Origin of the sequence: Streptomyces venezuelae (genome assembly GCF_008642315.1) — a bacterium.
Taxonomy (GTDB): Bacteria; Actinomycetota; Actinomycetes; order Streptomycetales; family Streptomycetaceae; genus Streptomyces; species Streptomyces venezuelae_D.
On the sequence record NZ_CP029192.1, the window covers coordinates 7510084 to 7526599 of the forward strand.

Genomic DNA, 16516 nt, shown 5'->3' on the forward strand with positions numbered 1-16516 from the left:
CTGGCGGCTAGCGGCGGATGCGGGTCATCTCCGGGTCGAACAGGGGCTCTTCGGCGACCGTCGCGGGAACCTTCTCGCCGAAGTACTCGACGTGGACGCCGGTGCCGGTCTCCAGGAGCGGCAACCAGGCGTAGGCGACGCAGCGGCCCAGGGTGTACCCGTACGAGGCGCTGGTGACGTACCCGGAGGGGACGCCGTCGACGTACACGGGTTCCTTGCCGAGGACGACCGCGGCGGGGTCGTCGAGCAGCAGGGCGGTGAGCTTCCGTGTGGGCCGCTTCAGGCCTTCGAGCGCCGAGCGCCCCACGAAGTCGCCCTTGTTCATGCGGACCGCGAAGCCGACCCCCGCCTCGTAGGGGTTGTGTTCGGTGGTCATGTCGTGACCCCAGGCCCGGTACCCCTTCTCCAGGCGCAGGCTGTTGAAGGCGGAGCGCCCGGCCGCGATCACGCCGTGCGTCTGCCCCGCCTCCCACAGCGTGTCCCAGAGCCGGAGTCCCAGATCGGCGGTGGTGTACAGCTCCCAGCCCAGTTCACCGACGTACGACAGGCGCATCGCCGTCACCGGGACGTGCCCGATGTAGGTCTCCTTGGCCTTGAAGTAGCCGAACGCCTCGTGAGAGAAGTCGTCGCGGGTGAGCGGCTGGACGAGGGCGCGGGCCAGGGGCCCCCACACACCGATGCAGCAGGTCCCCGAGGTGATGTCCCTGAGGTGCACGTCGTCGGGGGCGTGGCGGAGCAGCCAGTCGAGGTCGGCGGGAGAGTTGGCGCCCACCTGGAAACGGTCGGGGGCGAGCCGCGCGACGGTCAGGTCGGAGCGGATGCCGCCCGCCTCGTCGAGGAGGAGGGTGTACGTGACAGAACCGGGCCTCTTGGCCAGGTTGTTGGAGGTCATGCGCTGCAGGAAGGCGAGGGCGCCGGGCCCGTTGACCTCCAGACGGCGCAGCGGCGTCATGTCGTAGAGGGCGACACGCTCGCGGGTGGTGCGCGCCTCGGCGGCCGCGACGGGCGACCAGTGACGGGCTGCCCAGGCGTCTCGTGCGTGCCCCTGGAATCCTTCGGCCAGCGAGGCGTTGGCCTCGTACCAGTGCGGGCGCTCCCAGCCGCCGCCCTCCAGGAAGACCGCGCCCAGCTCCTGCTGGCGCACCTGGAAGGGGCTGACCCGTAGGGGCCGCGGCCGGTCCATCGGCTGGAGCGGGTGCAGGACGTCGTACACCTCGACGAACTGCTGCGCGCCGCGCTCCGCCACATACGCGGGGGAGCGCTGGGCGTCCTCGAAGCGCGTCAGCTCGCAGTCGTGGACGTCGAGTGAGGGCCGCCCGTCGACCATCCACTCGGCGACCGCCTTGGCGACGCCCGCCGAGTGGGTCACCCACACGGCCTCGGCCAGCCAGAAGCCGCGCAGCGCGCGGGACTCGCCAAGCACGGGCATGCCGTCGGGCGTGAACGAGAAGACGCCGTTGAAGCCTTCCGCGACCTCCGCCGCCTTCAGCGCGGGGAGGAGCTGCCGGCAGTCCTCCCAGCTGGATGCGAAGTCCTCCTCGGTGAAGGGGTACGAGGACGGCATGTCCTCGGCGTCGTCGTACGCGGGGACGGTGAACGGGTCGACGGGCAGCGGGCGGTGGGCGTACGAGCCGATGCCGATGCGGTCGGTGTGCTCACGGAAGTACAGGTCGCGGTCCTGATGGCGCAGGATCGGCAGGGAAGCCTCGGTGCGCGGGTCGTTGCGGCCCGCGAGCTCGGGCAGGGGCGCGGTCTTCACGTACTGGTGGGCGAGCGGCAGGAGGGGGACGTCGACCCCCGCCATCCGGCCGATCACCGGCCCCCAGAACCCGGCGGCCGAGACGACGTGGTCGGCGGGAAAGGTGCCGCGGTCGGTGACGACGGCGGTGACACGGCCACCGTCCTTCTCGATGCCCGTCACGGTGTGCCGTTCGAGAAAACGTGCTCCACGCGCGCGTGCCCGTTCCATCTGCGCGCGACAGGCGGGCACGGCACGGGCCAGGCCGTCCTCGGGCGTGTACAGCCCTCCGTACACCAGGGTCTCGTCGATGAGCGGCCACAGCTCCTTGCAGCGCGCCGGGCCGACGAGCTCGGCCCGCACGCCCCAGGACGCGGCGAAACCGGCCTTGCGGTGCAGGTCGGCCCAGCGCTCGGGTGTGGTGGCGAGCTCCAGGCCGCCGACGGCGTTGAAGCACGGGAGGCCGTCCACTTCCAGGGAGTTGAACTTCTCGACGGTGTACGCGGCGAACGCGGTGAGGGTCTTCGAGGGCCCCGTCCGGAAGACGAGGCCGGGCGCGTGCGAGGTGGAGCCGCCGGGCGCGGGCAGCGGCCCCTGGTCGAGGACGGTGACGTCGGTCCAGCCGCGGGCGGTCAGCTCGTCGGCGAGCGAACAGCCGACGATGCCGGCGCCGACGACGACCACGCGGGGCCCTGCGGCCCGGTCGGGGCTCACAGGACCACCACCGACCGCAGCACTTCGCCCCGTTGCATCCTCGCGAACGCCTCCTCCACCTGATCGAGCGTGATGGTCTCGGAGACGAATCCGCCGAGGTCGAGACGGCGGGTGAGGTACTGATCCACGAGGATCGGAAAGTCCCTGGTGGGCAGGCAGTCGCCGTACCAGGACGACTTGAGGGCGCCGCCGCGCGAGAACAGGTCGATCAGCGGCAGGTCGATCGTCATCTCCGGGTCGGGCACGCCGACCTGGACGAGGACGCCCGCGTGATCACGCATGTAGAAGGCCTGTCCGTACGTCGCCGGAGTGCCGACGGCGTCGATGGCGACGTCGACTCCGTGGCCGCCGGTCAGCTCCCGGACCGCCGCGACGGGGTCCGTGCCGCGCGAGTTGACGGTGTGCGTCGCGCCGAACCGCGTGGCCCCGTCCAGCTTGGCGTCGTCGATGTCGACGGCGATGACGCGGCGGGCCCCGGCCAGGGCAGCCCCGGCGACCGCGGCGTTCCCCACGCCGCCGCAGCCGATGACGGCGACGGTGTCGCCGCGGCCCACTCCGCCGGTGTTCACCGCGGCCCCGTAACCCGCCATCACACCGCAGCCGATCAGGGCGACGGCCTCGGGGCGGGCCGCCGGGTCGACCTTCACGGCCTGCCCGGCGGCGACCAGCGTCTTCTCGGCGAAGGCGCCGATCCCGAGTGCGGGGCTCAGCGGTGTGCCGTCCAGGAGCGTCATGGGTCGGGTCGCGTTGCGCGAGTCGAAGCAGTACCAGGGGCGGCCGCGGAGACAGGAGCGGCAGGCCCCGCAGGGGGCGCGCCAGGCGATCACGACACAGTCGCCGGGGACGAGGCCGTCGACGTCGGCGCCGACCGCCTCGACGGTGCCGGCCGCCTCATGGCCGAGCAGGAACGGGAAGTCGTCGTTGATCGCGCCCTCCCGGTAGTGCAGATCCGTGTGGCAGACCCCGCAGGCCTGTACGGAGACGAGAACCTCTCCGGGGCCGGGATCTGGCACGACGATCGTCTGCACCTCGACGGGCGCGCCCTTCTTCTGGGCGACGACGGCACGGACCTCGTGGGGCACGGCCAGACTCCTCTGCTGTTGCGCACGGCGTGGCGGTGTTGTTGCGTCCTGCACGTTCGGTTGCGCTATGAGAGACATAGTGGGAATGCCATCAAGAGGCCGTCAAGGGGGTGGAGCCAAGCCGTTCGCCGCTCCCGGGAGCGCACGGGGGCGCGCACGCACGCATGAGGGCGGAGCCGTGAACTCCCGGCTCCGCCCTCATGAGTTCGTACGCTGCGACGCTGTGTCCGCGGCCCGCGCGCTCGGCCCCCGCGCCCGGCCCGCGCACCGGCTCTGTCGCGGCTCGGGCGGGGGCGCGGCAAATTTCAGAAGCCGTACCCCATCCGCCGGGAGAGCTCGACGGCGGCGGCGACGGTGCGCTTGCCGAGCTCGGTCAGCCGGTCCTCGGTCAGCCGGTAGACGGGACCGGATGCGCTGAGGGCGCCGATCACCTTGCCGTCGTGCGCGCGCACCGGCGCCGCGACGGCGGCGAGGCCCACCTCCAGCTCCTCGACGGCCACGGCGAAGCCCTGTTCCACCACGGCCTCCAGCTCCCCGCGCAGCGCCACCGTGCCGGTCACCGTGTGGTCGGTCAGCCGCGGCAGGGTGCGGGCCAGCAGGCCTTCGCGCAGGGTGGTCGGCAGATGGGCGAGGAGCACCTTTCCGCTGGAGGTGGCATGGAGCGGGGTGCGCCGGCCCAGCCAGTTCTGCGCCGTCACCGACGCCGGGCCGCGGGCCTGCATGATGTTGACCGCGGCGTCGTCGTCCAGGACCGCGATGTTGACCGTCTCGCCCAGCTCGTCCGCGAGCTCGCGACAGACGGGGCCGCCCTCCTGGGAGATGTCCATGCGCACTGCCGCCGCCCCCGCGAGGCGGAGTATCCCCGCGCCCAGGAAGTACTTCCCGCGGTCCTTCGCCTGCCCGACCAGGCCCCGGTTCTCCAGCACGCCGAGCAACCGGAAAGCCGTCGACTTGTGGACGCCCAACTCGTCGGCGATCTCGGTGACTCCGGCCTCGCCGTGTCGCGCGAGGATCTCCAGGACGCTCACCGCGCGGTCCACGGACTGGACGGATCCGGCCGCCCCCTTCGGCTGTTTCTCCCGCGGCTCACCGCGGGGTGCCCTGTCCTGATCAGCCTGTTTCCGGTCGCCCGTCATATCTGAACTCTCACCACCTGGCGGCCTGTTGAAGCCGCGTCTTCGGGAAGCCCTTGACGCGAAAGGCACCCCACCCGGATTCTGTTGCGCATAGCGCTCTCTGGTGCGCCATGCGAAACATCATGTTACCGAAGGGTCTTGGCCCGCCAGAGGCCAAGGACCGGGCCTAATCACACCCAAAGGGGGGCCCATGATCCCCGTATGCCGCCTCGAAGACCTTCCCGCGGGCGACTCCGTCCGCCTCGACATCACACCGCCCGTCGCGGTGTTCAACGCCGACGGCGAGCTCTACGCCATCGACGACACGTGCAGCCATCAGGATGCCTCCCTGTCGGAGGGATGGCTGGAGGGCTGCCTGATCGAATGCCCCCTGCACGCCGCCTCCTTCGATCTTCGCACCGGCAAGCCTGCCTGCCTGCCCGCACGCCGCCCCGTCCGCACCCACCAGGTGTACGTGGAGGACGGCGTCATCCACGTGCTCGTCGCCTCCGACGCGGGAGCCACGGGTGATGGCGGCACGGGCGCCGCCGAGAAGGGGTCCGCGGCATGAGGACCGTCATCGTGGTGGGCGCCTCGCTCGCCGGTCTGTACGCGGCCAGGGAGCTGCGCGCCCAGGGGTTCGACGGTCGCTTGGTCGTCATCGGCGCCGAACCGCACGCGCCGTACGACCGACCTCCCTTGTCCAAAGGCTTCCTCACCGGGTCCGGCTCCGGCACAGCGGACGAGAGCCACATCGCCCTCGCGGACGCGGAGGAGACGGCCGAACTCGCCGCCGAGTGGCTGCTCGGCGCGCGGGCCAGGTCCCTCGACGTGCGCGGCCGCACGGTCGTCCTCGATGACGGTCGCACCGTGGCGGGCGACGGCCTCGTCATCGCCACCGGCGCGTCGGCCCGGCGTCTTCCCGGGCCTCCGCTCGCGGGCGTCCACACCCTGCGCACGCTGGACGACGCCCGCGCACTGCGGGCGGAGCTGACGTGCGGGCCGCGTCGGGTCGTGGTGATCGGCGGCGGCTTCATCGGCGCCGAGACCGCGTCCTCGTGCGTGGCCCTCGGGCATGACGTCACCGTCGTCGAGGCCGCGCCGCTGCCCCTCGTGGCCCAACTCGGCCCCGAGATGGCCTCGGTGTGCGCGGGCCTGCATGCGCGCGGTGGGGTCAGGTTGCTCACGGGGGTGGGCGTGGCGGGGCTCCGGGGCGCGGAGGGAGCGGAGGGTGCGGGTGCGTCTGATCCGGGCGCGGCTGGTGCGCGTACCTCGGAAGCCGTCCGGGCCGGCCGCTCCGTCACAGCCGTCGAACTGACCGACGGGCGGCTGCTGCCCGCCGACGTGGTCGTCGTCGGTATCGGGGCGACCCCCAACACGGCCTGGCTCGCGGGCTCCCCTCTCGCGGTGGACGACGGCGTCCTGTGCGACGACGGCTGCGTGACGGCGTTGCCCCAGGTGGTCGCCGTCGGCGACGTCGCCAGGGTGGGCGGAGTCCGCGCCGAGCACTGGACGAGTGCCACGGAGCAACCCCGCGCAGCCGTACGCAACTTGCTCGCCGGGCACACGGTCGACACGGCGCACGCTCTGCCCTACTTCTGGTCGGACCAGTACGGCTCCCGCATCCAGTTCGCCGGCCGCAGGAGCGACGGGGACTCCGTACGCATCGTCGAGGGCTCGCCGGACGGACTGGGCGGCGACCCGTCGGCGGGCGTGCGCGGAGAGGGGTTCCTCGCCGTCTACGAACGCGCGGGACGGACCACGGCGGTTCTCGCGGTCGACCGCGCCCGTCCCTTCATGAAGGTGCGCAGGGGCCTGGCCGCGGAACGGGCGGCGGAGCTCGCCGGAGTCTGAGTCCGGCCACGAGCAACCGCCGGCCCGTTCGTCGGCTGCTCGCGGTCGGCGCTCGGTCGTCGGCCTGTTTCGCCCCGGCTCAGGGGTGCGACAGCTGCCCCGGCCCGCTGCGCCCGTGTATGCGTCCCTTCCCGCGCGCCAGGGCCCGCGCCTCACGGCGTGCCCGGCGCCGCTCGCGCCGCAGTCGCCGCGCCGTGCTGCTCGGCATCGACACCACCCCGTTGCGCTGGTTCCAGACCTGGCGCGTCACCCACACGTCCAGCACGCCCCACGTGGCGACGACCGTGCTGGCCACGCTGCTCAGCACCATGGGGAAGGAGAGCCACGACCCCGCGAGGGCGGCGAGGAAGGCGACCATGGCCTGCACGAGCGTCAGCGCCACTATGATCACCGCCCGCACCGCCGCCGTCCGCACCGGATCGGGCAGCCGCCGTCTGCGCGCCGGCTCCTCGACCCACAACGGCGGCCGCTGATCCGCCATTTCGCGGTGCTGCTGCTCGCCCCCGGACTCCCTGTGGCGCTCTGCCGTACCCATCATTCCGTCTCTTCCCCCCATGCTCGCGGCCGTTCACGGGTCACCCTCCGGACTGCCCGTTATGCCGCGCTTCATGTCGCCCGCCCCGTCACGCACCCGAGGCGTACCGGCGACCCGACCGCGGCCCGCGGCTCTCTTCCTCAAGGACGAACGAGAGATCCGAAAGATTCCCGTTCCGGTTCCGTGGAGCGAAGGAAACCGGCCAACTGGCGTGCGTACAACGGCGGATGGGCCCCGGGAAGTGGTGCCGCATGCTGGGACGCAAAGTCCCGTAATGGAGGGACAACTGCGGACGCCCCTTTCTCGTCACGGCCGAAAAGCGTTCGGATGCGCCTTCGAGTTGCCCGTGAGTCAGTAGTAGGCTCGCGCCGTTTGTTGACGCACATGTGTGCCCCTGGCCCGTGCAACGGCCGCAGGGGGCCGATCTGGGGGAGGCCATGCGCTTTCGCGGGAAGTCCATCCGCAGGAAGATCGTGGCGCTGCTGCTCGTGCCGCTGCTCTCCCTCACGGCGATCTGGGCCTTCACCACAGTGATCACCGGCCGCCAGGCGCTGGACCTCGTCGACTCGGTCAACGTGGTCGACAAGCTCGCCTACCCGGTCGAGGACACGGCGCGCGTGATCCAGCAGGAGCGCCGCCAGACCCTCGTCTACCTCGCCGACCCGCGGGCCTCGGACGCGATGGCCGCGCTGCGCCGCAGCCGCACGGCGACCGACGACATGATCGACAAGATCCGGGCCAACGCCCGGCACCCGGACGTCCGGGACGGCGTCAGCGGGGAATCGCGCAGGCGGCTCAACGAGCTCGTCGAAGCCTTCGACACCATCGCCCCGCTGCGCCGCGGTGTCGAAGAGGGCACGGTCACCCGGGCCGGCGCCATGAAGATGTACACCAAGCTGATCGACCCCTACTTCGACCTGTTGAGCACCCTCAACGGCTTCTCCGGTCTCGACGACATGAAGTACGACCAGCAGGGTCGTGCGCTCGTCGGCGCCACCCGCGCGCGTGAGCTGCTGTCCCGTGAGGACGCGATGGTCGGCTCGGCGCTCGTCGCGGGGCGCATCACCAAGTCCGAGATCCGTCAGGTCACCGAGCTCCGGGCGCAGCGCGGACTCCTCGTCGAAGTGAACTTCGCCCAGGTCCCAGAGGACGAACGCGTCCGCTACGAGCGCTACTGGAACGGCACCGAGGCCACCCAGCTGCGCAAGGCCGAGCAGGCGATCATCGAGTCCGGGGCAGGCACCCCGCGGGCGGTCACATCGGCCCACTGGGACCAGGCCGCAGGCCGCGTCCTCAAGCACCTCTCCGAGAGCAACATGGAGGCGACCGACCGCTTCCAGGACCGCGTCGAGCCCGCGGCCGTCCGCGTGATCGTCCGCGTCATCGCGGCCGGCGTGCTCGGCCTGCTCGCCCTGCTGGTCTCCCTCTTCCTGTCCGTACGCATCGGCCGCAGCCTCATCAGGGACCTGCGACGCCTGCGACTCGAGGCCCATGAGGCGTCCGGCGTCCGGCTGCCCGGCGTACTGCGCCGCCTGGCCGCGGGCGAGCAGGTCGACGTGGAGACCGAGGCGCCCCGCCTGACGTACGGCAAGGACGAGATCGGGCAGGTCGGCCAGGCCCTCAACACCCTGCAGCGCGCCGCCGTCGAAGCCACCGTCAAACAGGCCGACCTGCGCCGCGGCGTCTCCGAGGTCTTCGTCAACCTCGCCCGCCGCAGCCAGGTCCTGCTGCACAAGCAGCTCACGCTCCTGGACACCATGGAGCGCAGGACCGAGGACACCGACGAACTCGCCGACCTGTTCCGGCTCGACCACCTGACCACCCGCATGCGGCGGCACGCCGAGGGCCTCGTCATCCTGTCCGGCGCCGCTCCTTCACGTCAGTGGCGCAAGCCCGTCCAGCTCATGGACGTCGTCCGCGCGGCCGTCGCCGAGGTCGAGGACTACGAACGCATCGAGGTGCGCCGCCTGCCCCGCATCGCGGTCACCGGACCCGCGGTCGCCGACCTCACGCACCTCATGGCGGAACTCCTGGAGAACGCCACGGTGTTCTCGCCCCCGCACACCGCCGTACAGGTACTCGGAGAGCACGTCGCCAACGGCTTTACCCTGGAGATCCACGACCGGGGCCTCGGCATGACTCCCGACGCCCTCCTGGACGCCAACCTGCGCCTCGCGGAGACCCCCGAGTTCGAGCTCTCCGACACCGACCGTCTCGGCCTGTTCGTGGTCAGCCGGCTCGCGCAGCGCCAGCGTGTCCGTGTCTCGCTGCAGCCCTCGCCGTACGGCGGCACGACCGCCGTCGTGTTCATCCCCGACTCCCTGCTCACCGACGACGTGCCGGAGACCGACGGGACGGGCTTCCGGCTCGACCGGGCACGGACCAAGGAAGCCGTGCCGGGCGCCGACCAGAACGTCGACCGTGCCGCGGCCCTCGCGCAGGTGCCCGTGCAGCTGCCGGGCCTGCCCGCGTCCGTCCTCGACGGCCCCGTCGAGCTGGAGGCGCCCGTCGGCATGGCGGACCTCGGCGGCTTCCCCGGGTCCCTCGACGACGAGGACAGCGAGCGCGGCGGCCTCTTCCGGCCCCGCCGCCGGGTGGCGGGCACACCCGGAGAACAGCACCAGCAGGCCCGCGACGACCGCGAGGCGAGCCGCGCCGAGCCGACCCGCCGGGACACCGCACCCGCCGACGACGACTCCGCCGAGGACGCCCACTCCCAAGGCCCTGTTCCGCTGCCGCGCCGCAGGACCCCGAAGCTGGTCCGCTCCAACGGCCGCCCGGTGACGCACGCCAGGCCACAGGACAGCCGCTTCCCCGACGACAGGTCGCAGGAAAGCCGCCTCTCCGGAGGCAGAGCCCAGGAGAACCGCCTCTCCGAAGACAGCCGTTTCTCCGAGGACAACCGCTCCCGGACGGACAACCGTTTTCCGTCGGACAGCCGCTTTTGGACCGACCGCCGTTTCCCGGAGGACGGGTCTACGGAGAGCAGGCCCCTGGACCCGGCCGCCGAGGACGAGATGCCGTCCCCGGAGCGCTCGCGGCAGCAGCCCTCCTGGCCCGACCTGTCGCCTCCGCACCGTGACGTCACGGCCGTCGACGACGCGCCGACCGACCTGCCGTCACGCGGCCGCCGCGCCCCGGCCGAGGGCCGCGCCGGGGACCCGAGCACCACGACCACGGTGGGCGGACTGCCCCGCCGTGTCCGGCAGGCCAACCTGGCCCCGCAGTTGAAGGACGGACCCGACCACCGTTCCCCGCGCGCCGAGACCCGGCCCGAGGAGCGGGACGCCGAAGAGGTACGCAGCCGCATGGCATCGCTCCAGCGGGGCTGGCAGCGCGGCCGCGACGAGAACGCCGCGGGCGACGACGCCACGAACGGCACAGCACCAGGAACGACACCCGAGGGGGACGGTCGATGACCGCACCGAATGCCGACGCACGCACCACCACGACCGGGGGACGGGGTGAGCTGAACTGGCTCCTCGACGACCTGGTGCAGCGCGTCGCCAGCATCCGCAAGGCACTCGTGCTCTCCGGAGACGGCCTGCCGACCGGTGTGTCGAAGAATCTGACGAGGGAGGACAGCGAGCACCTCGCCGCGGTCGCCTCCGGGTTCCACAGCCTCGCCAAGGGCGTGGGGCGGCACTTCGAGGCGGGCAGGGTCCGCCAGACCGTGGTCGAGCTCGACGACGCCTTCCTGTTCGTCACGGCCGCGGGCGACGGCAGCTGCCTCGCCGTCCTCGCGGACGCGGATTCCGACGTCGGTCTGGTCGCGTACGAAATGACGCTGCTGGTCAAGCGGGTAGGCGTGCACCTGGGTACGGCACCGCGCACGGATCTGCCCGCCGGGGGGTAGTGGGAGGTCATGAGCGAAGACGGTCGAGGGACGAAGAGAACCACAACGGCGCGGAATTTACCGCGGGCGCAGGAGTCGCCCCGCTGGTTCGACGACGACGCGGGCCCCGTGGTGCGGCCGTACGCCATGACGCGCGGCCGCACCACGAGCAACGGACAGCACCGGCTCGACCTGATCGCGGTCGTCGTCACCGAGGCCCACGCGTACGACGTCCCGGAGACCGATCGGACGCTGTCTCCGGAGCATGTGGACATCGTCGGGCTGTGCCGTGACACGCCTCAGTCGGTCGCCGAGCTGGCGGCCGAACTCGACCTGCCCATCGGCGTGGTCCGCGTCCTCATAGGGGACCTCGTCGACGACGAACTGGTGCACGTGACGCGTCCCGTGCCCCCCGCCGAGCTGCCGGACGAGAGCATCCTGCGCGATGTCATCAGCGGCCTCCGGGCGCTCTGAGCGGCATGGCGGCGCACCCGGCGACGTACGCGTTATCGAACCCCCTGGCGGCGGCGGACACGGACCGGCCCCGCGCGACACCACCGATGCAGGAGAAGTGAACGATGATCTTCAAGCGCACTGAGCGCGACAAGGCCCCCGTCGAGCCGGTCACGCTGAAGATCCTCGTGGCCGGCGGCTTCGGCGTCGGCAAGACGACGCTGGTCGGCGCGGTCAGTGAGATCAAGCCGCTGCGCACCGAGGAGACCCTCAGCGAGGCAGGCCGGCCCATCGACGACACCAGTGGTGTCGCGGGCAAGCACACCACCACGGTGGCCATGGACTTCGGCCGCATCACGCTCCGCGAGGACCTGGTCCTGTACCTCTTCGGCACGCCCGGACAGGACCGGTTCTGGTTCCTCTGGGACGAGCTGTCGACCGGCGCGCTGGGTGCGGTCGTCCTCGCCGACACGCGGCGCCTCGAGGACTGCTTCGCCGCGGTGGACTACTTCGAACGGCGCTCCATCCCCTTCGTCGTCGGCGTCAACTGTTTCGACGGCGCCAACCGTTACCCGGCCGACGTCGTACGCCAGGCCCTGGACCTCGACGCCGACGTGCCCGTGGTGCTGTGCGACGCGCGTGACCGCGAAAGCGTCAAGGAAGTCCTCATCGACGTCGTCGAACACGCGATGGCGGCGGCCGCGGCGGCTCGGGAACCCGTCACTACGTAGTGCGCTGTCGGCGTGCGCTCACCGCCACGGCCCGTACCCCCGCCGACTGGGGTACGGGCCGCGGTTCCGTTCGGCCGGCCTGTCAGCCCTCGTCCTCCTCCAGCCAGCCGAAGCTCCGCTCCACCGCCTTGCGCCAGTTGTGGAACTCGCGGTCCCGCGACGTGGCGTCCATGTGCGGCGTCCACTCCACGTCCTGCTGCCAGTGCGCCTTCAGCTCGTCCAGGTCGTTCCACACGCCGGTCGCGAGCCCGGCGGCGTAGGCCGCGCCCAGACAGGTCGTCTCGGAGACCTTGGGGCGGATCACCGGTACACCCAGGACGTCCGCCTGGTGCTGCATCAGGAGGTTGTTCTTGGTCATGCCGCCGTCCACTTTGAGGGTGGTGATCCGCACTCCGGAGTCCTGGTACATGGCGTCCACGACCTCGCGTGTCTGCCAGCTCGTCGCCTCCAGGACGGCACGCGCGAGATGCGCCTTGGTGACGTACCGGGTGAGTCCGGTGACGACACCGCGCGCGTCGGAGCGCCAGTAGGGCGCGTACAGGCCGGAGAACGCGGGCACGATGTACGCCCCGCCGTTGTCGTCGACGCTCGCCGCGAGGGTCTCGATCTCATCCGCGTTGCGGATGATGCCGAGCTGGTCCCTGAACCACTGCACCAGGGCGCCGGTGATCGCGATCGACCCCTCCAGGCAGTACACCGGCGCCTCGGAGCCGATCTTGTAGCCCATCGTCGTGAGCAGGCCGCTCTTGGAGGGGACAGGGCGGTTGCCGGTGTTGAGCAGGAGGAAACTCCCCGTGCCGTACGTGTTCTTGGCCGTCCCCGTGTCGTAGCAGGCCTGCCCGAAGACGGCCGCCTGCTGGTCGCCAAGGGCGGAGGCGACGGGCACTCCGGAGAGCTGGCCCACCGCCGTCCCGTACACCTCGGAAGACGACCTGATCTCCGGCAGGACCGCTTCGGGGACGTTCATCGCCGAAAGGATCGACGGGTCCCACTGGAGCGTCTCCAGGTTCATCAGCATGGTGCGGCCCGCGTTGGTGACGTCGGTGACGTGCTTGCCGCCGTCGGTGCCGCCCGTGAGGTTCCAGATCAGCCAGGAGTCGATGGTGCCGAAGGCTATCTCGCCCCGCTCGGCGCGGGCCCTGAGCCCCGGCACGTTGTCGAGCAGCCAGGCGGCCTTTGGTCCGGAGAAGTAGCTCGCCAGGGGCAGGCCGGTCTGTTCGCGGAAGCGGTCCTGGCCGTCCGCGCCGCCCAGTTCGTTGCAGAGCGCCGAGGTGCGGGTGTCCTGCCAGACGATGGCGTTGTGCACGGGCTTGCCGGTGGCGCGGTCCCACAGGACCGTGGTCTCCCGCTGGTTGGTGATGCCCAGTGCGCTCAGCTGGTCGGCGCGGAGCCCGGCCTTGGCGATCGCCCCGGCGACCACCGCCTGCACCTTGGACCAGATCTCGGTGGCGTCGTGCTCCACCCAGCCGGGCTTGGGGAAGATCTGGCGGTGCTCGCGCTGGTCCACGGCGACGATCGCGCCGTCCTGGTTGAAGATGATGCAACGGCTCGACGTGGTGCCCTGGTCGATGGCGGCGACGAATTTCTCGGAGCTGTCCGGCATGGCTACCCCTTGATGACCTTGGTGAGAAGACTCAGAAGGCTGCGCAGACTCAGAAGGCTGCGTTGTAGATGAGGCCCGCGAGCGCCCCGCCGATCAGCGGTCCTGCCACCGGAACCCAGGCGTAGCTCCAGTCGGACGTGCCCTTGTTGGGGATCGGCAGGAACGTGTGCACGACGCGCGGACCGAGGTCGCGCGCCGGGTTGATGGCGTACCCCGTGGGACCACCGAGGGAGAGGCCGATACCGACGACGAGGAAGGCCACGATCAGCGTCTGCGTGCCGGATTCGCCGAGCCCCTTCGTGAGCCCGAAGGCCAGGATGGGCAGCACCAGGGCGACGGTCGCGATGACCTCGGTGATGATGTTGGCGACCGGGTTCCGGATCTCCGGGATGGTGGAGAAGATCCCGAGTGTCGGCGTCGGCGTGTGCACGCCCTCCGAGTCGCCCTTCGCGCCCCGCGTGACGTTGGCGTTGAACTGCGCCAGGTACACGAGGTAGGCGAGGACGGCACCCAGCATCGCGCCGACCATCTGCCCGAGGACGTAGATCCAGGTCTTGTCCCACTCCCCGGTGTCGATCGCGATGCCGAGCGTCACGGCCGGGTTGAGGTGACCCCCGGAGAGCGGGCCCGCGGTGTACGCGCCGGCGAGCACGCCGAAGCCCCATCCGAAGGCGATGACGACCCATCCGGAGGCCTTCGCCTTCGAATGGCTGAGTGTGACGGCGGCGCACACGCCGGCGCCGAGAAGAATCAGAATCGCGGTGCCGATGACCTCACCGACGAAGATGTCCCCGTTCGAGTACATGGCGGCTCCTAGGCCCTCGCCCGGGGCGGTGCGCCCCGGTCCTCCGTGCAGGGTGCGTTCCCACGACTACCGCCTGGATACGCCCGGCTGACGCAGCCGGAGGCGAGGTCTCCCGAGCCCCGCCCGGCGCCCGTGGCGAGCGTGCCGTCACAGTCGGACCGCCGATGGGGGATGACCTGTCGAAGAGGCTGGACAGGCCCTTTGTGCCGACCCTGCACGCGCGCAGAGGCCTCTGTGCGCGGGGAGCCGAGGTGCGGCGACGCCGACTGACACCCGGAAGTGTTCACCGATGGTGATGGAGCGTCAAGGTCGCGGACGGCAACGGTTGACCGGCGCGTGAGCTTCCCCCACGACCCCCGTGAGGAGCCCTCAGGAGCCCTCCACCGCCCACGGTGGCCTCGCACCCGTGCCGAGCCGCCTCACGGCCCTGTGGAGGGCTCAGCGCACCGCCACGACCGACGACCCGTGCCCGAACAGTCCCTGGTTCGCGGTGACCCCCACACGCGCCCCTTCGATCTGACGCGCCCCTGCCGTCCCTCGCAACTGCCACGTCACTTCGCAGACTTGAGCGATGGCCTGCGCGGGCACCGCCTCCCCGAAGGAAGCGAGGCCCCCACTGGTGTTCACGGGGACGCGTCCGCCGGGCGCCGTCACTCCGTCGCGCAGCAGCTTGGCGCCCTCGCCCTCACCGCACAGCTCCAGGTCCTCGTACCACTGCAGTTCCAGGGCGGTCGACAGGTCGTAGACCTCGGCCAGCGAGATGTCCTCGGGGCCTATGCCCGCTTCTTCGTACGCCGCCCGCGCGATGGACGCGCGGAACGTCCCATCGGCGGGGGCCACGACCGCCGCCGAGTCCGTGGCGATGTCCGGCAGGTCGAGCACCGTCGTGGGATACGTGGGGGTGACGGTGGATACCGCGCGGATGCGCACCGGGTCCGCCGCACCGTGGCGGCGGGCGAATTCCATGCTGGAGAGTACGAGGGCCGCGGCGCCGTCCGAGGTGGCACAGATGTCGAGCAGCCGCAGCGGATCGGCCACGACGGCGGACGCGGCGACCTCCTCGGCGGTGACCGTCTTGCGGTAGCGCGCGTTCGCGTTGAGCGCGCCGGCCGCGGCGTTCTTCACCTTGACCTGGGCGAAGTCCTCCAGAGTGTCGCCGTGCACGGCCATCCGGCGGCGCGCGTACAGGCCGAAGTAGGCCGGATTGGTCGCTCCGAGGACACGGAACCGCAGCCAGTCGGGGTCGTCGGGCCGGTCCCCGCCCGCCGGACGGAAGAACCCCTTCGGTGCCGCGTCGGCGCCCACCACCAGGACCACGTCGGCCATGCCCGCGAGGATCTGCGTCCGCGCCGTGTTGATCGCCTGGGCTCCCGACGCGCAGGCCGCGTACACACTCGCCACGCGTGCACCCTGCCAGCCGAGCGCCTTGGCGAACGTGGCCCCCGCGACATACCCCGGATAGCCGCCGCGCACCGTGTCGGCGCCGACGATCGAACCCACGTCCCGCCAGCCGACACCGGCGTCCACGAGTGCCGCGCGTGCCGCCGCCACTCCGTACTCGACGAATCCGCGCCCCCACTTGCCCCAGGGGTGCATGCCCGCGCCGAGCACCGCCACCTCCGCGGTCATGCGCCCACCGCCACGGGCCGCCAGTGCCATGTCGTCCATGTCGTCCCGCTGTCCTCGTCGAGGACCCCCTGGACGACCTCCACCTCCATGCCGACCTCCAGATCGGCCACGGAGACCCCGGGCACCGACTGCCCGAGCACCACCATCCGCTCCGCTTCCAGCTCCACAGCGATCAACGTGTAGGGCTCCCAGGGAAGTTCCGGGTCGGAGACGTAGGGAGCGGGGGGCCGGTAGCGGCCGTCGGTGTACGACCAGACGCGTCCGCGCCGCGAAAGCGGCACCTCGGCCAGCTCGCCGCCCGCACAGCCGGGATTGCGGCAGAACCCGTCCTCGCGCGGGAAGAAGACACAGGCGCACGCGGTGCAGCGCGTGCCCAGCAGGCGGAAGTCGTCACCCTCCCCGGCGAACCAGTTGGCCACCAC

Annotated in this window: 14 protein-coding genes; 6 read left to right on the forward strand and 8 right to left on the reverse strand. The window is 71.4% G+C overall.

Annotation, left to right across the window (positions count from 1 at the left end; all coding sequences use genetic code 11):
- Positions 1-7 precede the first annotated feature (7 nt).
- From DEJ48_RS33230 to DEJ48_RS33240, 3 genes are all read right to left on the reverse strand, one after another.
- On the reverse strand, positions 8-2452 hold the full coding sequence (locus DEJ48_RS33230) for an FAD-dependent oxidoreductase (RefSeq protein ID WP_150219846.1): 2445 nt from the start codon (positions 2450-2452) through the stop codon (positions 8-10).
- The gene (locus DEJ48_RS33235; protein WP_150219847.1) at positions 2449-3534 is read right to left on the reverse strand and encodes an S-(hydroxymethyl)mycothiol dehydrogenase; all 1086 of its coding nucleotides are present in this window, start codon (positions 3532-3534) and stop codon (positions 2449-2451) included. Before DEJ48_RS33235 ends, DEJ48_RS33230 begins: the two co-directional genes overlap by 4 nt.
- A 305-nt stretch (positions 3535-3839) precedes the next feature.
- The gene (locus DEJ48_RS33240) at positions 3840-4670 is read right to left on the reverse strand and encodes an IclR family transcriptional regulator (protein ID WP_223832278.1); all 831 of its coding nucleotides are present in this window, start codon (positions 4668-4670) and stop codon (positions 3840-3842) included.
- A gap of 190 nt (positions 4671-4860) precedes the next feature.
- On the opposite strand from DEJ48_RS33240, the gene DEJ48_RS33245 reads away from it, so the two are divergent.
- Both DEJ48_RS33245 and DEJ48_RS33250 read left to right on the forward strand, forming a co-directional pair.
- The gene (locus tag DEJ48_RS33245; protein WP_150219848.1) at positions 4861-5220 is read left to right on the forward strand and encodes a bifunctional 3-phenylpropionate/cinnamic acid dioxygenase ferredoxin subunit; all 360 of its coding nucleotides are present in this window, start codon (positions 4861-4863) and stop codon (positions 5218-5220) included.
- Complete coding sequence (locus tag DEJ48_RS33250; protein WP_150219849.1) at positions 5217-6503, forward strand: NAD(P)/FAD-dependent oxidoreductase; 1287 nt, start codon at positions 5217-5219, stop codon at positions 6501-6503. Before DEJ48_RS33245 ends, DEJ48_RS33250 begins: the two co-directional genes overlap by 4 nt.
- Before the next feature lie 79 nt (positions 6504-6582).
- On the opposite strand, the gene DEJ48_RS33255 is transcribed toward DEJ48_RS33250, so the two are convergent.
- Positions 6583-7038: a hypothetical protein gene (locus DEJ48_RS33255; protein WP_411757558.1), complete on the reverse strand. Its 456-nt coding sequence runs from the start codon at positions 7036-7038 to the stop codon at positions 6583-6585.
- Between the two features lie 437 nt (positions 7039-7475).
- Here DEJ48_RS33255 and DEJ48_RS33260 point away from each other — a divergent pair, with 437 nt between their 5' ends.
- The 4 genes from DEJ48_RS33260 to DEJ48_RS33275 all read left to right on the forward strand — a co-directional run bounded on the left by DEJ48_RS33260 (position 7476) and on the right by DEJ48_RS33275 (position 12057).
- The gene (locus DEJ48_RS33260) at positions 7476-10457 is read left to right on the forward strand and encodes a nitrate- and nitrite sensing domain-containing protein (RefSeq protein ID WP_150219850.1); all 2982 of its coding nucleotides are present in this window, start codon (positions 7476-7478) and stop codon (positions 10455-10457) included.
- Positions 10454-10894 carry a roadblock/LC7 domain-containing protein gene (locus DEJ48_RS33265; RefSeq protein ID WP_150165449.1) on the forward strand — a complete coding sequence of 147 codons (441 nt, stop codon included), beginning with the start codon at positions 10454-10456 and terminating at the stop codon, positions 10892-10894. The genes DEJ48_RS33260 and DEJ48_RS33265 overlap by 4 nt, the downstream gene beginning before the upstream one ends.
- Before the next feature lie 9 nt (positions 10895-10903).
- Positions 10904-11347: a DUF742 domain-containing protein gene (locus DEJ48_RS33270; RefSeq protein WP_150219851.1), complete on the forward strand. Its 444-nt coding sequence runs from the start codon at positions 10904-10906 to the stop codon at positions 11345-11347.
- Between the two features lie 104 nt (positions 11348-11451).
- Positions 11452-12057 carry a GTP-binding protein gene (locus tag DEJ48_RS33275; protein WP_150219852.1) on the forward strand — a complete coding sequence of 202 codons (606 nt, stop codon included), beginning with the start codon at positions 11452-11454 and terminating at the stop codon, positions 12055-12057.
- Between the two features lie 82 nt (positions 12058-12139).
- Here the strand turns inward: DEJ48_RS33275 and glpK are convergent, their stop codons facing one another.
- From glpK to DEJ48_RS33295, 4 genes are all read right to left on the reverse strand, one after another.
- Entirely contained in the window at positions 12140-13660 is a 1521-nt protein-coding gene (gene glpK / locus DEJ48_RS33280; protein ID WP_150219853.1) for a glycerol kinase GlpK, read from the reverse strand.
- Between the two features lie 49 nt (positions 13661-13709).
- Positions 13710-14465 (reverse strand): MIP/aquaporin family protein, encoded by a 756-nt coding sequence (locus tag DEJ48_RS33285; protein ID WP_150219854.1) that lies wholly within the window; start codon positions 14463-14465, stop codon positions 13710-13712.
- 438 nt (positions 14466-14903) lie between these two features.
- Entirely contained in the window at positions 14904-16094 is a 1191-nt protein-coding gene (locus DEJ48_RS33290) for a lipid-transfer protein (RefSeq protein ID WP_150221543.1), read from the reverse strand.
- Positions 16091-16516: a Zn-ribbon domain-containing OB-fold protein gene (locus tag DEJ48_RS33295; RefSeq protein ID WP_150221544.1), complete on the reverse strand. Its 426-nt coding sequence runs from the start codon at positions 16514-16516 to the stop codon at positions 16091-16093. Before DEJ48_RS33295 ends, DEJ48_RS33290 begins: the two co-directional genes overlap by 4 nt.